At 39.7% G+C, this 20335-nt stretch carries 10 protein-coding genes and 1 pseudogene; 7 read left to right on the forward strand and 4 right to left on the reverse strand.

Annotated elements, in window-relative coordinates; all coding sequences use genetic code 11:
* Positions 1–184: pseudogene (locus tag F6K18_RS29135) on the reverse strand (RNA-guided endonuclease TnpB family protein); the annotation flags it as partial.
* A 55-nt stretch (positions 185–239) separates the two neighbouring features.
* Between F6K18_RS29135 and F6K18_RS29140 the strand changes: the two are divergent.
* The 7 genes from F6K18_RS29140 to F6K18_RS29170 all read left to right on the forward strand — a co-directional run bounded on the left by F6K18_RS29140 (position 240) and on the right by F6K18_RS29170 (position 7177).
* A complete protein-coding gene (locus tag F6K18_RS29140) occupies positions 240–587 on the forward strand; it encodes an SDR family NAD(P)-dependent oxidoreductase (RefSeq protein ID WP_287526056.1) in 348 nt (115 codons plus the stop codon).
* A gap of 19 nt (positions 588–606) precedes the next feature.
* Positions 607–1605, forward strand: a complete 999-nt coding sequence (locus tag F6K18_RS29145) for a phytanoyl-CoA dioxygenase family protein (RefSeq protein WP_287526057.1) — start codon at positions 607–609, stop codon at positions 1603–1605.
* Between the two features lie 1114 nt (positions 1606–2719).
* On the forward strand, positions 2720–3328 hold the full coding sequence (locus tag F6K18_RS29150; protein WP_124143883.1) for an NfeD-like protein: 609 nt from the start codon (positions 2720–2722) through the stop codon (positions 3326–3328).
* 96 nt (positions 3329–3424) lie between these two features.
* A complete protein-coding gene (locus F6K18_RS29155) occupies positions 3425–3769 on the forward strand; it encodes an NfeD-like protein (protein WP_287526060.1) in 345 nt (114 codons plus the stop codon).
* 183 nt (positions 3770–3952) lie between these two features.
* The gene (locus F6K18_RS29160; protein ID WP_287526062.1) at positions 3953–5356 is read left to right on the forward strand and encodes a flotillin family protein; all 1404 of its coding nucleotides are present in this window, start codon (positions 3953–3955) and stop codon (positions 5354–5356) included.
* Positions 5357–5769: 413 nt separating this feature from the next.
* Entirely contained in the window at positions 5770–7002 is a 1233-nt protein-coding gene (locus tag F6K18_RS29165; protein ID WP_287526064.1) for a flotillin family protein, read from the forward strand.
* Between the two features lie 40 nt (positions 7003–7042).
* Positions 7043–7177, forward strand: a complete 135-nt coding sequence (locus F6K18_RS29170) for a hypothetical protein (protein WP_287526066.1) — start codon at positions 7043–7045, stop codon at positions 7175–7177.
* A 1052-nt stretch (positions 7178–8229) separates the two neighbouring features.
* Here the strand turns inward: F6K18_RS29170 and F6K18_RS29175 are convergent.
* The 3 genes from F6K18_RS29175 to F6K18_RS29185 form a co-directional block, all read right to left on the reverse strand.
* Positions 8230–16953, reverse strand: a complete 8724-nt coding sequence (locus tag F6K18_RS29175; protein ID WP_287526069.1) for a DUF4347 domain-containing protein — start codon at positions 16951–16953, stop codon at positions 8230–8232.
* Positions 16954–17769: 816 nt separating this feature from the next.
* A complete protein-coding gene (locus F6K18_RS29180) occupies positions 17770–18003 on the reverse strand; it encodes a hypothetical protein (protein WP_287526071.1) in 234 nt (77 codons plus the stop codon).
* Positions 17988–19460, reverse strand: coding sequence for a leucyl aminopeptidase (locus F6K18_RS29185; RefSeq protein ID WP_287526072.1), 1473 nt, complete (start codon positions 19458–19460; stop codon positions 17988–17990). The genes F6K18_RS29180 and F6K18_RS29185 overlap by 16 nt, the downstream gene beginning before the upstream one ends.
* Positions 19461–20335: the final 875 nt, after the last annotated feature.

Here is a 20335-nt window from a genome sequence, read left to right on the forward strand (position 1 = left end):
AGGTAATTTATGATTCCATCCATTTAATTCTATTGGTTTTCCAGAATTATCAATTGTAAATGAATCAGACCTACCTTTCTTCTTAAACTTTGGGTATTTTCCTAATCCTTTAAAGAACATGAGTGAACGCTTCACCTAAGTTGAGCAAAGCATACTGGTAAACCTTAGATGACAGGTTTTTCATCGAATTTTTACCTTTAAATCTAGCTTCTTTAGATTCAGCTCGTCAATTTGTTGATTTGTTCGTTGCCAGGCAACTTCCTCTACATATTTTAGTTAACAATGCCGGAATTTTTAATCAAAGAGGTACTACTCAAGAGGGATTTGAATTAATTTGGGGAATAAACTATCTAGGTCATTTTTTACTGACATATCTTTTATTAGAAAAACTCAAGAGTTCTGCATTTAGTATAATTATTATGGTGGCTTCCGATTTGGCATTAAAACCAAAAACTATTCCTTGGAATTTATTAGTAAAAAAAACACCTCTCAACTTTTTAGAACTTTATTCTGTCTCTAAATTATGTTTGTTACTTTTGACAACTGAACTTGCCAGACAGTTAGAAAATACAAAATGTAACCGTTAATGCCGTTCACCCAGGATTTGTGCAATCTAATATTACAATTTGGCATAGTCTGAGTAAATATTTAGGTTTAGGAATTTCTCCAGAAAAGGGTGCAAATAGTACATTATTTTGTGCCCAGTCTAGTCAACTAAAAAATATCAGTGGTAAATTTTTTGATTCCCAAAATCAGGAAATTACTTTGCCAAAAATAGCAACAGATATTCACCTAGCAAAACAACTTTGGGAAAGAAGTTTACTCTGGAGTGGATGCCAGAATACAAAAACTAACGAAACAATTAATTATGATAACTTTTCTGGAATATCCGGTCCTTACACCCTCAAACTAGACAGTCAAGAAATTGGTCAAATTACCAAAACAATTTTTGCAGAAATCTTACCAAAACCTCCAGGAAAATTATTATTTTTACGCCTTTTAAAATTTTTATGGAAATTGAAATTTGGTTCAGCCTTTCTATTATTAGTCCAAATTTGGAAACAAGAATTTCACATGGAAAGACATCTTGATTCCCCTGGGATTTGGAAAATATGTCAGGATGAAAAATTATTGGCCAAATTGCAAGAATATCTAGGAGAAAAATTAGTATTATGGCGTTCTGAACTTTGGGTTAATTATCCCGCAAAACAATTAATCCCCTTGTGGCACAGAGATTCTTATCCAAAATTGCTTTCTGGTGTAGGTAAAACAATTAATGTTTATATTGCTCTGACTGAAGTCAATAAATTTAATGGGTTTGAATTTATAGCAAATACTAAAAAAGAGCGCAATTTATCTGTAAAAATGACAGACCCTTTTAGTGGCAATGATTTCTTTGAAGTTACAAAAAAATTGGCAGAAAATTCAGTACCAGTAATTCTCAAACCAGGTCAGTTTGTGATGTTTACAGATGAACTTATCCATCGCTCTGTATGTAATACTAGCGGTAAGATTAGACTATCATTAACTTTACGAGTTACTCAACCTAGTGTAGAAGTTTTACCTAATTATAATCCTAATTATCAACAGTCAGTATTGTTGTAGAAGAAGGAAGAAGGAAGAGGGAAGAGGGAAGAAAAGAAGACAAAAATCAGAAATAATAAATTAATCAAAAAGAAAGAAGGAAGAAAGAAAAATCAAGAAGGAAAGAATCAAAAAATCAGAAATAATAAATTAAGATAAACAGCAGTCTAGATCAGTATTTTCTAGAATTAGACTAGCTCCTTCTAAGTGAAAAACTATAATTTTATTTCTGCATAGCAAATCTTGTCTTGAGTTGCTTAGGATATAGAGTGATAATGAATCGAATACGAAGAAATATTTTTCCCACTTTTGTCTATTGCCTGCCATATTTATGATTAATAACTATAGCGGTTTTCACAAAGGTAGACTACAAAGCTTCTGCCTTCTGCCTTCTGCCTTCTGCCTTTAAGCCAAAATCTCTGTATTCTATGTTAATGAAAACCGCTATAGTACTATGCCAAGGGCGAAAAAAGAATATTTAGAATAATAACGGGACTGAAAAGATTATCGTTCAGATATCTCCTGGATTAAAAAAGGATACTCACACTCATAAATGATATAGCGTTTATCAAATTAGTGAGGTACACCTATATTTATTTCGATTCTATTCTATTCTATTCCCTATTCTCTGTTCCCTGTTCCCTGTTCCCTGTTCCCTAAAACAAACGAATTTTGTACCTTACCAATATGGGAATTGCTATATAGAAGTTATTTATTTTGACAAAAAAATAATGTTTCAAGTTCTCGCATTCCTATTGCAGGAGGTAGTGATAACTGTTTCGCTACGCCATATAAAAAACGCAATTCCTCCGGAAGAGGTTAACTGATAACTGAATTTACTCCTATAAAAAGTCTAACTATTTGTAGAAAACATTTATCACACTTGGTATTATACAATTGGCAATCTAGATATCCGCCCCCTCATAAACTACTAACTTTGGGTATAATATCTCTATATCAAAATTTTCTGTATCTAACGAAGAAAGTTTTCATAGTAATTAAAAATTCTACTGATGAAATAAAAAGTAGTTTTCTAGTAAAACACAAATTTTTTTTACAAATAGCCTGAATAGGAAACTAATTTGCCAGAATATAAATAGACCAAGAGGTTGTTAAAAATTATCAAGGACAACTTATGGAATCAGCTTATGTTTTCTGTCTAATTATTGGTGGAGCATTTGTGGCACTCTCCGCCTTTGCCGGTCTAGATGGTGTAGATTTTGACCAAGACTTTGACCCAGACTTAGAAATTACAGACCAATCAAGTACACAAGTTAATACTTCAATATATCAACGTCGCCGAAGATTATGGCTACCATTATTCAGCCTAAAATTTTGGACTTTTGGCAGTTGTTTCTTTGGGCTAACTGGAATTTTATTATCGTATATTTCGCCCACTCTTTCACCAACAATAATTGCCATTATTTCTATAATTGTTGGTATTTTATGTGGCACAATTATGGCATGGGTATTACATACCTTAAAAAACCGTCAAGCTGATAGCTTGGTGCGTAGTGGCGACCTCGTAGGTCTTTCTGGAATTGTGGAGATTCCTTTTGATAAAAATAGTAGAGGAAAAATTAGATTAAATGTGAAAAATTCTGTTATAGAATTGATGGCTTTTACTGAAGAATCTAGGGAATTTACTAGAGGAGAAAAAGCATTTATCGTGGGAATAGAAAATAATAGAGTATGGGTAGTATCAGAAAATTATCTAGATAAAACATCAGAGGATGAATCTTAATTTTTTTCAGCTATCCTCGAACGCGATTTTCCAATTCCCCAATTTCAAGAAATTTTCTGCACAACTTAAATATAGTTACGATATGAATAAATCGGCATGAAAAATCAACTTTTAATATTAGCCTATATTTCAGTGGGAGTAGGAATATTTGGTGGGATGTTAATAGTATTATTGTTGTCGATTTTTCGACAAAACCAAGTAATAAATAGTCTTGTCAGACCTCAAGATTTTTTAGGTCTACCCTGCACTGTGGAAATTCCATTTGATACTCATAGTAGAGGTAAAGTTAGTTTAAATGTTAAAGGTTCTAGCATAGAATTAATTGCCCGTACAACAGAAGAATCTAAAGAATTTACTAAGGGAGAACAAGTATTTATTATCGGCACAGAAAATAATCAGGTGTGGGTAATTTCCAAATCATCTTTTCAACACCAGGAATAATCAGAAATAATTAATAATGACGGAGGAGTCAGGAGTCAGGAGTCAGGAGTCAGGAGGGAAGAAGAAGGAAGAAGAGAAGAAAGTTTTTATCATTCTTTAAATGGACATGATATTATATAAAACTTTCATACTACTAGATGAAACATACTATATTTCACAAAAATTATTGAGGAAATTTAACTAATGAAAAGTAAAATTTTAGAATCGAATCAAGTCGAATCAACCACTTTAGAAATAACACAAGTTCCTCCTGTAATACAAAGGGAGCCAATTCAGAATTTTACAGGAAAAATTTCTACAAGTTTACCCATCGCTCTATCTATATTTGGAGTGATAGTATTAATCTGGTTTATCAACACATTCATACAAATTTGTAAACCCAATGAAATTCTAATTTTATCCGGTCGAAAACGGAGGACAAAAGAAGGGGAAACAGTTGGTTATCGTGTAATCTTCGGTGGCAGAGCAATTCCCATTCCAATTCTGGAAACCACCAAAACAATGGACCTACGCACCATGCCAGTACCTGTGGAAGTGCGGAATGCTTACTCCAAAGGCGGTACTCCACTAAATATTCAAGCGATCGCCAATATCAAAGTTTCCAATGACCCCAAAATAGTAGGCAATGCCATAGAAAGATTTCTCGACCGCGACCGCTCAGAAATTACCCGTGTAGCAAGAGAAACTCTAGAAGGAAACCTGCGGGGTGTGGTCGCGACCCTCACCCCAGAGCAACTCAACGAAGACCGTCTTCAATTTGCCGAACGCATTGCCGAAGACGTGAGTCGCGACTTAGCAAAATTGGGTCTACAACTCGACATCCTGAAAATTCAAAGCGTTTCCGATGACGTAGACTACCTAAACTCCATTGGTCGCAAACAAATTGCCATGATTCGCCGAGATGCTGAAATAGCTGAGTCTAACGCCAAAGCAGAAGCAGAGCAAATAGAAGCTGACTGCCAACGACAGTCAGAAATTGCCAAAACTCAGTCAGAAACATTTATCGTCCAGAAAGAAAACGAACTCCGCAAAATCAGAGCAGAATGGGATCAAAAAGCTCGTTCGGAAGAAGAACGAACCAAAGCAGCAGCTAAAGAAGCAAGGGCAAGAGCAGAACAATTATTGCAAACAGTCCGCGCTGAGTTAGAGAGATTGCGTTTAGAAGCGGATGAAGTATTGCCAGCAGAAGCACAACGGCAAGCAAAAGAACTCATAGCAAAAGGAAATGCTGCTTCTCTTTCAGAAAATGCTCAAGCTGAAGCTTTAGTTAACGATATGCTTTCCCAGGTTTGGCAAGAGACTGGTAAAGATGCTGCGGAATTGTTCTACTTACAACAAATTAGTATGATTTTGCGTGAGTCTGCTAAGGTAACCGAACAAGTTAAATTGGAAAATATCAAAGTTATCGATAGTGGAGATGGCAAGTCGATCGCTAGTTTGGTGAATGCTTATCCTGAAATCTTCCGCCAGTTCCTCAAAAATGTCAATCAAACCCTTGGCGTTGATGTGACAGGAAACTTCAGCAATAAGAATGGGAAAGAAGTTATAGCAGGGAACAGGGAACAGGGAATAGGGAACAGGGAATAGGGTGGAAAACATTTCCCTGGTGGTGCATTGTAATAGCTGTGTATTGTAATTATTTTTGTTACGAAGCATGGCAGTGGGAGCATCTTGCTCCCGTAGTAGGGGGAGTAGGGGATATTGAAGGCTTGAAGTATAGTTATAAACATATAATATAAACATATACTATATAACCGGATTCTATATCAAGCACACAAGTATATTTTTTTGCCCTACTCCCTACCTTACAAGAGTATGTTTTCGACAATCAAGAGATAAGGTGGGTCAGACAAAGTAGACAAAGGGGGAAAGTGGACTTGGAAGCAGAAACAAGGAACATTCAAACTCATAATATCTAGGCTTTTTTCTCCTTTGTCTCCTTGTCCTCCTTTTCCTCCTCTTCCTTCTTAAATAACTAAAATTATGGAGTCAAAAAAATCATGGAAATAGTATTAGCGTTACTGGCAGTTTTCGGTCTTGGTACTGGTGCAGGTGTCTTTGTCATTCGCAACCTTTATTATATTTGTCAACCAAGTGAAGTCCTAATTTTTTCTGGAAGTCGTCACCGTGTTGGAGACAGCGATAAAAAAGTTGGATATCGTCTTGTCAAGGGAGGTAGTAGCATTCGCGTCCCCCTATTAGAACAAGCTTTCCGCATGGACTTGAGTAATATGATTATTGAACTTAAGGTTAATAATTCTTACTCTAAAGGTGGTATTCCTCTCACCGTCGAGAGTGTGGCAAATATCAAAATTGCTGGTGAAGAACCTACGATTCACAATGCGATCGAGCGCCTGCTAGGCAAAACTCGCCAGGAAATTGAAAAATTAGCCCAGGAAACTCTAGAAGGAAATTTGCGTGGTGTTTTAGCTTCTCTGACACCAGAACAAGTCAATGAAGACAAGATTGCTTTTGCCAAAAGCTTGCTGGAGGAAGCAGAAGACGACTTAGAAAAATTAGGTTTAGTTTTGGATACTCTACAAATTCAGAATATTGCTGATGATGTAGGATATCTTGATTCTATTGGTCGAAAACAACAAGCTGAATTGTTACGAGATTCTCGTATTGCTGAAGCACAAACCCAGGCAGAATCAATTATTCGAGAAGCAGAAAACCAAAAAAATACTTCTTTCAAACAGATTGAAACGAAAATTGCTGTAGCTCGTGCAGAAGCTGAAAGGCGCATTCAAGATGCGGTAACGAAACGGCAAGCAGTGGTGGCCGAAGCGGAGGCTGATATTGGGTCAGAGGTAGCGCGGACTCAGGCTGAAGTAGCAGTGCAACAAGAACGTATTAAGCAAGTTGAACAACAGTTACAAGCAGATGTAGTTGCTCCCGCAGAAGCTGAATGTAAACGAGCGATCGCTACTGCCAAGGGAGATGCTGCTGCTATTGTCGAACCAGGAAAGGCACAAGCAGAGGGTATTAAGAAGTTGGCAGAATCTTGGAAAGCTGCTGGTGCAAATGCACGAGAAGTTTTTCTATATCAGAAGTTGGAAGAGTTGCTGAAGATTATGGTATCTACTGTGCCAGAAGTTGACGTGGATAATGTTACCGTAATTAATGCTCAAGGTGGAAGCAATGCGACAAAAATGGCTGCTTTTTTTGAAGAGTTAAAGCAAACTACTGGTATTGATGTAGCTGCTACGGTCAATAATTTAAGCAAAAAGTAAGGTCATTTTCAGCTATCAGTTAGCCTCCTACGGAGGTACTGTGTTAACAGTTAACAGTACCTCCTACTTAGGGTTTGCGCTCAAAAGTCTTATGGGTGAGGGTAGGAGACAGGAGACAGGAGAAATGGGAACGAGCGAGGAGATAGGAGTCATATCATGTTCGGATAAACACTAACTATAAAGTCATTGCGACGGTCACTCCGTGGAAGGAAGCAATCTCAGGGGTTTGAGATGTCTCTTCCATCTATACCCTAATCATAACTATTCAACCGAACATGATATTATACCAATTTGATAAATGTTTGCTACAAATAGTTAGGCTATTTCTTAGGAGTCAGGAGTCAGGAGTCAGGAGTCATAATGAATGGCTTTAATGCCATTTTTTAGGGTGTAAATTATCTTTTTTGTCAATGGGACATTTCCTGTAAAATATTTTTATCGCACTTATTATTCGAACACATTCTTTTTTCAAATTGGTATTACAGGTAAATTTTCTTGACCGAATAATTAATAATTAATAATTAAAGAATTCTGGTTTAAAGCCTCCCCTTTTAAGGGGAAAAAAGCGGTTGAGGGATGGCGTTAGCGGAGCGGCTCTGTCAAGAGCTAGTCCCCTCGCCATATCCAATCAACCAAGACAGCGGTCGTTAGCGGAGCTTCCCGAAGGGTGGGATGGCGTTTGCTACCGCAAAGCTTTCCGTTCCGGAATGCTACCGCAAACGCTAACAGCGGAGCGGGTCTGTAAGAACGGGTCTCCTCGCCATATCCAATCGACCAAGAAAAGAAATATCGTTTCTTTATATTCAATCAAGAGCGGTTAAAACCCGAGGTAATTATCAATTATAGCGCTGTGCGCAGGGAACAGGCAACAGGCAACAGGGAACAGGGGGAATAAATTGCCGTTTGCGCAAGCATTCCGTAGGAATCATATAAGACTTCTAGCTCTTTTGCCCCTACTACAATCTGTAAATATACCAGCGCTCATTGCTATATCCATTATCAATTAATGAAAGCGCTTTTCAAATTGATGATCCACATCTTCACAAGCAAAACTTTGTAGGGACGTTCCATGGAAAGTCACTACTGTGATCTACCCAAATGAAAACCGCTGTCAACCGTAAGACAGGGAAATGTTTTTCCCACTGTTGCCTGTTGCCTGTTGCCTGTTGCCTATTCCCTGCTATTGTGGTCTACCCAAATGAAAACCGCTGTAATAAATAGCGATCGCTAACCTCTCAAAAATAAATCTTCTGCTTCTAACTCTGGGGTATTTGTCAAAGTGGCAAATTGACCTCCATCGCTGAAACCTGCTTCACTACCATTGGGGTTATAGAATAAATTACCATTTTCACTGTTATAGACAATAACTGCATTAGAATTTTCTGCTGATTCATCATCAGTAACTGTTGCAAACTCACTGGCGATACTGAAACCTGTTCCTGGTTCGCTGTTGATAGCAGTAAAAGTTGTCAGGTCTAGGAGAATAATATCTCTTTGTGTTTGGGAAAAATCAGTAATTGTGTCTATACCTACATCCTCAGTCTGAAATTCCTGATTAGTGTTAAAGATAAAGCGGTCAATACTACCTCCTCCTTTGATTTGGTCGTTTCCTGGTCCACCGTTGAGTCGATCGCGACCAATACCTCCTTCTAGAGTATCTTCACCTTCACCTCCTAACAAGATATCGTTACCGGGGCGACCTATCAATAGATCGTCGCCAGATACACCAAACATACGATCGTTTCCACTGCCTCCATTGATAGTATCATCATCTTCACCACCGTCCAAACGATCCTCACCAGGACCGCCATTCAGGCTATCGTCACCTTGACGACCCCTGATGATGTCGTCACCTGCTTGGCCAATAGATATATCGTTACCTTCACCACCATTAAGAATATCATTATCACCAGTACCTTCAAGGAAAATTCCATCAGTTGTAACTGTCACAGTGACAATATTATTATCAACATTGCCGTTACTATCTTGAATAGCATAGAAGATAATGTCTTCTCCTGCAAAACCATTATTGGGAGTGTAGGTAAGGGTATTATCTGAGTTAATAACTACTTCCGCATTATCAGAGGCAAAAATATCTACAATTTCAATTGCATCGTTGTCTGGATCGCTATCGTTGTCTAAAACATTTATCGTGACTGATGTAGCAATATCAGTATTTGCAAAATCTGGTTCAGCTATGGGGCGACTATTGCTAAAGTCAGGACGAGTAGTAGGGTCTATTTCTTCTGTATTTTCAATTTGTTCGGTAAGTTGTTCTCCTGTATTATTATCAACAATTTCTTCAATATTTTCCTCTTCTGTTCCTAATTCTAGTAAATCTTCTACTAGACCTTCTCGGTCATCGCTTTGGGCCACTTGCTGTACTTGGACGATTTCTATCGATTTTTCGCGATCGCCCATCGTGCCATCGTCAGCGATGTCATCAATGCGTTCGTTACTTTCAGTAATGATTGCTGCTGCACCATCAACAGTATTGTCTGCTAATTCGGGAGCAAGTTCGTTGATAATTCCTTCTACTTGAGTTGAGTCGCTCAAATCGAGATTTTCAGAATTAGCGATTTCATTTGATAGTGCTTCAACAATTTCGGTTTCGGAAACTCCCGTTACCGCCTCTATTTGGACGAGGGTATTTTGCACCTGAACCTGTGCTGCATAGACTTCTAGCCAGTTGGGGTCGTCGTCGGAGGCTGCTTGTAAAGCATCGTAGTTGAGCAGATCCACATCTTCTGGTAGTCCGAATGCGGTTTTAACTTGGTCTTGAGCTACTGCGGTATCGGTAGCTTCGGCAAGCAGACGGGAGATGGTTGCTAAAGGATTGGTGACTAGATGTTGGAATCCGCCAGCTAATTCGGGAGATTCTGTAGCATCGACAAATACTTTACCAGGTTCGACAAAAGGATCGAGGAGATCTGTGCCATCATCAAAGACAGGAGAGAAAAGTTCTCCGCGATCGAATTCTCCATTACTATTACTATCTACAAACGACCATCGATCTACAGGCGTACTTTCAAGCACTACTTTTCCTAGTTCGTCTAATTCTAAGAAAGCATTTTCATTAGTATCTTCTCCTGGATCTAAGATACCGTTATTGTTATCGTCTTCTCCTACTTCTAAAACTCCATTCTCATTAAGGTCGAAAGGATAAATTACAACTTCAGTACCATCGGGATTGAGAGGAGAGGCAATCGAGAAGGGTTCGTTCTCATCTTGTACACCGTTGCCATTATTATCAATAAAATCAATTGTCAAGTTGTTGTCACCGCTAGGATTGACAACTGAGAAAGGTTCATCTGGATCGAATTCGCCGTTGGCATTACTATCTACAAAGACAAAATCTGGGGATTCTCCTTCGACGACAACGCGCACATCTAACAGACCGTTTTCATTGGTATCAAAAGGAGTAATATCTAGCTCGTCTGCCCCTGTTTCATCTACTAAAGAAGAAGGTTCTTCGGTATCTTGTCTCCCATTATCGTTAACATCAATAAAGACATAGCGACCGCTAATTTGTTGTCTTTGTTCGGCTTCAAAAAGGAAAGCTTTATCTAAGATGCCATCAATATTGAGGTTTTTATCTACAATGGTTGCGGTCAGTTGAGAAATGGCATTTTCATTAAGATTGGTATTGGAGTCTTCGGTGATCGCGACGGTTAAAACCTCGTCAATAATAGCAGTTACGGTATCAGTATCTGCAAGATCGGGGGCTTCTCTATTGTTAGCGCGAGCGACAATCGCTTGCAGAATAGCACTGGCAATTTGTGCTTCATTTACCGTAGAAGAAACCTCGTTATTATCTAATTCTCCGTTGTCGTTAACATCGAAGAAACGAGAACCATCATCAGCTTGAACTACTTCTAAATCGCCATCGTCAAACTGTTGGTTATTGTTGTTATCAAGATAAATCAGACCATCTTGACTCAGAATGTCGCTACCATTAATGGTTCGCCCTGTTAAAGGAGTCGCACCGATAGTTTGGGTAGCTAAAATAATCAGATTTTGCAGTTGAGATTGTAAACCCAAGACCGATACTTCGGAAGTTTGGGGATCATCATTATATAAATCGCTATTTTCTGGTAAACCGAAAACATTAATTACTTCTGCTTGTGCTGCTTCGAGATCGGGTTCAGCAATTTCCGCAACCAAGCTAGTTAAAGGTGTGGCAACAGTCGCATTGGGAGTAGTAATAATCGGTGCGGTTTGAGGTAAGGAAGTGGAGATATCAATGCCGTTAACAATAACCACTCTACCTTCTTCGGAATCGATAACACCATTACTATTAAGATCGAAGGGAGAGAAGGGAATATCGAGATCGTAACTACCATCGGCATTACTAATGGTAACGGGTTCGTTGGGGTCTTGAATGCCATTAAAGTTGGCATCAAAGAAGACCGTACCGCCAGCAATCACCCCATCTATAACGCTACTAGAACTATTACCTTTACCCCCGACACTAAACTCAGCTAGGGGGAAAGTGGCAATTCGTTGCTCGAATACCGTCCTACGAAACAAGTCAACTTTTGCACCCAAAAATGCGTTAACGATACCGTTTAATTGGAAAAGTTCAAAGGGTGTGGAAATGCGGTCTGCAATCTCCGAAGCACGCAGTCTACCATCATCGGTGCCGTTGATTTCACCACCATCAATCAGATCCAGACCGATAATTCCTTCTAAACCTCCTTTGAGAAAGCCCGAAACAACTAAAATATCTACACCCAATCCTGCTGCAATAGTGGCGGTAGCAACCAACTCATCGATATCTTCCCCTGTACCGTCTGGTTTTTCGCGATCGCTAACAAAGAAACCATCGAGGACTCTAAAGGATTCTAAGGGGTCGAAATTATTAGCAGACCATTGATTGAAACCAAAGGTATCGAAGCCAAAAGCGAGATCCAAACCGACATTAAAATCCCCTTCTAACAAACCGCTAATCGGGCCAAAAATGGGAAATCTTTGTTCCACGTCGAATCCAACTTCTAAAGCAGGAAGATCGTAAGTAAAGAGGGCGACATCTTTACCCAAGAGCAAGTCGATGGCGCTGAAGGGATCGTTAATTAGAGGAATATCGAAATTATCGTTATTAAGTATTCTATTGGTATTTGCTTTTTGGATATCTCCGCTACCATCATCGGGAGCATCATCGAGTTGTTGCTCTAAATCTGGTGCGGACTCGGTTTGCTCTGCTTCAACTTCAGTCGGATCGGCATCGGGATCGCTAGGGTCAAAATTGCCCAACTCGAAAGAACCAACATCAATGAGAATGCCTTCATCCCCCGCGATCGATTCATTGAGAGCATCTGCCAGAACGACCAGTTCTGTGATTTGGTCGAAAGTATCCTGAAATCTAGCGTTTGGAGGATTGCCCGCCAATTCCGCAATACCAATCGCGAGTTCGATGACGCTAATTTCACCATCACCATTGCCATCTAAACCATCCGCAATGCTCAGATCGTTGAGGATTTCCGTATCGGTGTTGAGAAAATCAACTACAGGACGAAAAGGATCGATGATGCTGTTAATATTACCAATTACGGGGCGAGCAAAGTCGGAGAGAAAACTGCCTAAATCTAGTTGCACGTTGTTAAAGGCGATCGTAGGTGAAAAATCGCCAACTGCTTCTCCCTCTTCAAACGTAAACGAGCCAAACTCCCCTGCCAAATCGAAATTAATACTGGGAAAAGCAGTATCTGCTTCCACACTCGTAACGGCTTTTAAACCAAGATTTGCACTTGCCGAAGCACTGGGATTGAAGAGGTCGGATATGTCATCGAAAGAAGCATTCCTTAGTTCTGTGCTAGTCAGGCGATCGCCATCTACATCTTCATCATCATCTGAATCTTCACCATTATCTAAATCTTCACCGTCATCTAAATTTTCGCCATTATCTAAATCTTCTTCATCATCTGAATCTTCACCATTATCTAGATCGTTAAGTCCTAGAGTAAAATCAGCACTGACAGCAGTGGGGTTTTCTTCATCATTGACCAGATCGAGTTGCAAAAAGCCTAGATTACCCGTTGCTTGGAAATCATCACTCAAACCAAGATCGATTCCTGCGGTAAAGTTGGTTTTTTCTGTATCGATAAAGAAACCGAATTCTTGGTTAATGCCAAATCCCAGATCGAATTGGTAATCAAAAGTGAGATCGACACTACCATCAACATCAATTCCCAATCCTGGCAAACCTAAATCCGCATCCAGATCGATATTGGCCAGGTTAAATTCTTTGGCAACTGTAATATCGAAAGTGGCTTCTTCTTCCGAGAGAGTTGCGCTCGCTTCCACATCAACTTCTAGAATCTCCTCAATAGTTTCTTCAACTAACCCACCAAGTTTCTCTACGTCTAATACCCCTCCAGTCTGCACCCGATTAATTAAGGTATTTTGGAAACTACCGATTAGATCTGGTGCGAGAGTTTCTAGAGAACCAACAAAGGGTAATTCAATGGCTCGAAACTGAGCGTCAAGGGAATCTTGAATCGAATTGAGGGCGTTATTTAAACCCCCTGCTGTCTCGATATTATCGAAACTGAGTTCGTTAATAGCAATGGGAAGAGGTTGTACTAACAAACCATCATAAACGGGATCGTCACTCTCAATAATGTGAGCGATGTTTTGAAATTCCGTTTCTTCTACTTCATCATCGATTGCAGCAGTAACTGTAACTTCTTGAAGAGTAGCAAAGTTATCTGGAGTAAAAGTTATGGGTGCAATGGCTTCGATATCGTCGCTAATGTCAAAACTAATATTGACATCTGCTGTGGGTTGGGTTGCTAGAGCAATGGTGTAGATTTCCCCCGCTGCACCTTCGGCGATGCTGAAATTATTTCCGTTGGCAATAACAATCCCAGGAACATCATTTTCGGTAATCTTGACGGTAACATCATTAATGGTAATTCCCTGATAAGCATCATCATCACTGGTTGCAGTATGGGAAATAACCGAAGTGCGGTCTTCTGTAGTTATATCGTCATCAACAGAAACCACCGTAACATTTTCCCTGATGTTGAAGTTTTCGGGAGTAAAAGTAATGGGAGCAATACTCTCTATCTGAGTGGTATCGGTAGCAAAATTAATAGTGACATCGCTAGTAGGTTGACTGGTTAACTCGATCGTATAGTTATCTGTAGTTTGTCCTTCTATGAGATTAGTCGAACCTTGAGATTCTATAATTTGCACCCCTACTACATTACTCGCATCATCTCTACCACTGTCTTCAATGATTAGTTCTGCTGAAGTTTCTCCTAGTTCGTATCCTTCTCCTTCATTTAGGGTAAAAGTAACGTTTTCATTGACTTCTTCTTCATTCTCATCAATTGGTCTGACCTCAATCCTGGCAGTATTCGTACCTTCTGGTAAGAAAAAACTGTTGCCGATAACATCTCGCTCCGTATCGTTAGCAACCAAGACCAAGTTGTAGTCCTCTCCTCGCGTAGCATCTCCACCGATAGTGAAGTTAAAGATGGCATCCTCTTCATCATTTTCATTGCCATTACTGAGTAACGGATTGGAGAAATTAAGCTGGAAAACACCAGGTTCGGAGTTCTCTTCAGTAGCATTATCTTCCGCAACAACGTCGATTGTCGGGGGACTGTCATTATCAACAATATTTGCAGTTATGGTATTTCCGCCACCACCATACTCTTCACTAGGATTAAGAGTAATTTCTATTGTCTCATTTCCTTCAGCAGCAGAATCGTCAAAATCGGGAATTCCCCCCGAAATTCCTGTGGCATCTACTCGAACCACAACTCGTTCTTCACCAGAAATATCTAAGAAAAAATTATCCTCTTCATCTCTTACAATAGGTTCATCGTCAGCATCGAGAAACCTGTAATCTGTATCTAGTTCTGCTGTTCCCCCAGTAATACTAAAGCTTAACTGACGACCTTCAGGAGCATTGGGGTCTAAATTAAAAATCAACTGACCGTTACTCTCCCCTTCTACTGCATTTGTCCCATCAAGTCTAATATCTGGCTCGTCGTCCACAATAGTCAATTCAGCAGCAATAGCATCACCGAGATTGTAAAGTGGGGAATCTTCTAAGGTGACGATGATATTTTCATCAGGATCGAAAAAGCGATCGTCAATTACTTCAATATCGATAGAACCTTGTGTTGCTCCCACAGGAATTGTAACGCTACTGGGAATTTCAAAATCTTCGCCATTGGTAGCTGTTCCCGTAACGGTGTAGCTAACTATTAAATCTATGGGTAAGCTTCTATTTAGGGAAAGATTAAAAGAACCGCCCTGGGTAATTTCTGATAAATTATCTCCTGGAGCTAGATTAATTGTGGGGAGAATAAAATTGCTGATATTACCAAAGACGCGACCATTATCTAGGTTATTTCCCGTGGCAACATTGGTATTAGCCTGAGAAACCGTAGCATTATCCCTGACAAAAATGTCACTACCTTTTGCCTGACCGTTATTCCCACCTGCACCTCCCGCAGTTGAGTTACCAGAAAAATTGCTGTTGAGCAAGATTAACTCAGCTTCATTTTGGACGAATATAGCACCACCGAGTCCAGCACCACCTCCGCCACGGCCTCCATTGGCAGCACTTCTATCTGGTGCGACATCACCACCATCACCGCCATCACCGCCAAATGCTCCGCCATTACCGCCGTCACCTCCTAATGCGGTTCTTCTTCTTCTTCGTCTATTGGGATTCGACCCAGCACCGCCTCCAGCACCACCTCCAGCACCGAAACCACCATCACCACCATCACCACCAAAACCACCTCTGCCTTCTAGCAGTCCACCAGATTCGCCTCCGCCTCCGCCTCCGCCAGCACCTCCGCCATTGCCGAAGCTACCATTGCTACCACTACTACCACTACCGCCACTACGACCATTTCTTCTTTCACCTCTACCTGCTGTTCCACCATTAGCAGCAGTTTGGTCAGCAAAAGCAGTACCATTTTCATTGGCAATTCCCCCACGACCTCCATTTTCACCCGTTCTCTCAGCCGCGCCACCCCTGGCTCCGTTGGCACCATTTCCACCAATGGCACTATTGTTATTAAACTGAACGTTATTAGTAATTACCGTACCGTTGTTAATAAATAAAGCACCACCAGCACCTAAGCCTCCGCCACCGCCAGTAGAGCCATTACTACCTTTTATATTACCGTCTCTCAAAGAGATATCGGATAAGATTATTTGGGTATCGTCGGTTTCTCCATTAATTGTCAAAATCTGATGTTGGTTAGATCCATCAATGACAACACCGTTACCTCGAATCTCAACATCCTCACTAATAGTTGGCAAACTATTAGTTAAATTGATAGTTAAACCTTCATCTACTTGGATAATGTCTCTTGTCCCGCCATTATTATTGTTTTCCGCATCCAGAATGGCTTTTCGCAAAGAACCCGCACCAGCATTATTAGCGTTAGTAACTGTAAAAGTCTGCAATACAGAATTAAACGCAGACATGGCCTCTACTTGAAATGCTAGAGGTGATTCGATAAATCCCGTAGTCGCTTCTAATACCCAGTTTCCCCCAAGAGCGCTACTACCCGTTAAATCTTCAGAAGCAGCAATATCAGCTTGGGTAATCTCTGCGAAGCGATTAATAAAAGCTTGTCCTTGTTGGCCTGCTGCGACATTACAAGCATATAAAAGAATATTGCCATTTTCACTTAGGGCTTGTCCCCACTGTTGCAGTTGGTTTTCATAGCTCTCAATATTACCGTGATTTAGGCTGCTATTTCCCAACTGTAAAACGGCTGAATCTCCGTGAGAAAGAATTTGTACGCTATCTAAATTGTCGTAGTTAGCTAATACTTCAGTAATTTGCTCGACACCATTGCGGTTGGTATCCAAGACAACTACTTCTGTCCCTGGTTCGACGCTGTTAACTAGAGATTGGTAGTCAGCAATATTGCTCTCAACAAAAATGACGGAAGAGGAAGCATTAATTATCATCCTATCTGTAGTCCTATTTTCAAGAATCGGTATAAGAGGGTTAGTTAGAGTTTTAGAATTGCTGTACCTCTATAATACGTTATTTTTAATTTTGGTTTTTGCTTGGTTAAATTGTAGCATGGCTTAACCAAATATGCTGCTTTAGTAAGGACGTTCCATGGAACGTCCCTACAAGGTTTGATGCGTGAAGATGTGGTTCATCCATTTGAAAAGCGCTGTAAATTACTTCAATATTTAATCAGACCCTACTCCCCTACTCCCCCACTCCCCTACTCCCCTACTGCCAAGTATATAATCAGTATTCAACCGGATTTGATATCAGGAGTCAGGAGTCAGGAGGGAATAAAGAAGCAAGAAATAAGAGGAGGAAAAGGAGGAAGTTTTTTTATACTAATTATCCGGACATGATATTAAAAGTTAAAAGTCAAAAGTCAATCATTTTTGATTTGTAATTGTTTTAGGATTTTGGGCGTTGCTGATGCGTGGGTATGATTTGTATTTTTTGGTAGTTGCTAAACTATTGAATAACAAATATTTGAGATTGTTCAATTTTTATTTTCATACCTTGATTCAGCAACACCGGATTTTGTAACTGGTCAGTTATGTCCCCCATCCTGCACTAGGAATTTGTCAACCCCGTCGGGGATTCATAAGGGGCTATATGCATGGATTTCCCGCGCAGTTTATCAAAATAATACGGGTCTAAAACCCCGCCTTTTAAGGCGAAATATTTTTGGAGCGAAGCTCAAATCCCCGTTACAAAAATGACTTCTGTACGTCGCCAATCCGACGGCTTCCCTATCTGACTTCTGACTTCTAACTTCTGACTTCGTTAAACACCCCGTCCCACACCCACACTTCGTTTTCAGATGTGGAACTCGCCACAGATGCTAATAGACATCTCCAAAAATCAAAAATAAAATCAATTCTTATCCAGAAATTATCAATTACTCCCCTCCTGGGAGGGGGAGGGGCGAGGGGTGGGTTCCCTGTTCCCTGTTCCCTGTTCCCTCTTTTCTGGAGATGTCTAATTTCTAACTCAAAACCCAATTTACCAGAGTCCGAACACCATATCCTGTGGCACCAGCATTATTGTAACCATTCTCTGCATCTATCCATACAGGTCCGGCAACATCCAAATGCGCCCAAGGTGTATCTTTAACAAACTGCTTCAAAAATAAAGCAGCAGTAATAGCACCACCAGGGCGAGGTCCAGTATTTTTCATATCAGCGTGCATAGCTTTCAACCCCTCAAAGTATTTCTCCTCCAAAGGCATCCGCCATAGTTTCTCACCAGCACTTTCTGCTGCTGCCACCAGTTGCCCCGCTAAATCATCATTAGGACTCCATAAACCAGCAATATCATTACCCAATGCCACCACACAAGCACCTGTGAGAGTAGCTAAATCAACGATCGCATCTACTCCTAATTTATCGGCAAAGACTAAAGCATCTGCCAAGGTCAAACGCCCTTCCGCATCCGTATTGTTAACCTCAATAGTTTTGCCATTAGAAGCAGTGAGAAAGTCTCCAGGGTGCATGGCGTGGCCACTAACCATATTTTCGGTGACAGCGCTAATAAAATGAACTTCCACATCTGGTTTTAACTGAGCGATCGCCTTCACAGTACCAAAAGTTGTACCAGCTCCACCCATGTCGGTTTTCATCATTTCAATCCCACTACCAGAAGGCTTTAAGTTTAAGCCACCAGAGTCAAAAGTTAAGCCTTTCCCTACTATTGCTAACTTTTTACGAGGAGTACCTTCTGGTTTGTAGGTGATATGAATAAATTTTGGTGGAATATCGGAAGCTTGAGCAACTCCCAGGAAAGCTCCCATGCCTAGTTTTTCACAATCTTCTCGTTCTAAAATTTCTATAGTTAGCCCAAATTCTTGAGCCAAAGCTTCAGCCGTTTCAGCCATAGTTATTGGGGTGCAGGAATTAGCAGGTGCTGCTACAAGTTCCCTGGCTAGGATAACCCCAGAACAGATTTTCTGGGCACGGGCGATCGCCTCATCAGAGCCAGCTAAACCGATTAACTCTACTTTTTCTACATCTGGCCCTTGATCTTCCACTTGAGATTTAAAGCGATTATCTTGATGGAGGACTAACTCAATGCCTTCTGTGATGGCTGTAGTTGTTGCTTCAGCATTGTCACATATTGGCAAGCTAATGCCTAGAGTTTTGCACCTCTCCTTTTTTGCCAAGCGTCCACAGGTTGCTGCTGCTTGGCGCAGAGTTTCTAATTTTAACTCTTCCGATTTACCCAGGCCCACTATAATAATTTTGCGGATGGATTTTTTGCTGCCCACACGAGTTGAGGCACTGCTGTTGACTTTACCCTTAAATTCTGTTTCTTCGATTAGTTCAGATAAAGTGCCAGTCAGCTTTTCATTCAAATAGGCCATATCCCCGGTTAATATGCTATTGGTATCTTCAAATAAACCAATGGCTAAGGCATCTCCGGTCCATTCTAACAGAGGTATATTGATTGCTCTAATTTCCATCTTGATTTCCTTTTAACTGGTAATTGGTAAATGATCTTAATCGTTTTTTTGAGTTCAAACTCGGATAATTACTTTTTTAATTATTTTTTTGATTAAGTTAATATGTGAGCATTTCCTCCTGAATACTTACCTTAATATACCTTAATTTTGGGAATAGATTTCAATAATCAGAAAAGAGATCGTTGAAACTGGGAATGGTTTTTTAGGTATCAGCTAGTTCCTAAATACTAATTCCTTTTAAATAGGTATCATTTTACTCATACATAATGCTCAAAGTTTATATCTTTTAGATAAAAATGCAACATCATATCGAAAGATTAATATTTTTTTTACGTAATACTTGAAAATGTAATATTCATAGTTTTAAACTGTAGTTATATTATTCTTAATTCATATTAAGTTTATTTTCTCCTAGTAAATATTTTTTTATATGTAAGAATATTTTTAGTTTCCAACAATAAGTTATCTATTATTAATTTTAGATATACTATGCTTGTTAGGCAGAAGTATATATAAATTTTTCTCTATGTAAAATAGAACATATCGATAGATAAACAAAGAGTTACCGAGGGACAAATCAGCAACGCCTTATATTAAGCATAAAAATAGATTCAATCCGGAAACTAATAAGAAAATGTGTAGGTCACTAAAGAAAATAATCCAAGATATGATTACTAATAGGGGCTAAGTCAAAATTTTGATGAAAGTCCATTGCTCAACCCTGTCAGGACGACCAAGTCAGGAGGGAGGAAGAAGGAACAGGAGAAGAAAGTTTTTTATAACTAATTAAACGGACATGATATAAAAAAAAAATTTATACCATGCCAAACACCTTAAATATTTGTAGCAAACATTTATAAAAATGGTATAACTTG

The organism is Okeania sp. SIO2C2 (assembly GCF_010692625.1).
Taxonomy (GTDB): domain Bacteria; phylum Cyanobacteriota; class Cyanobacteriia; order Cyanobacteriales; family Microcoleaceae; genus Okeania; species Okeania hirsuta.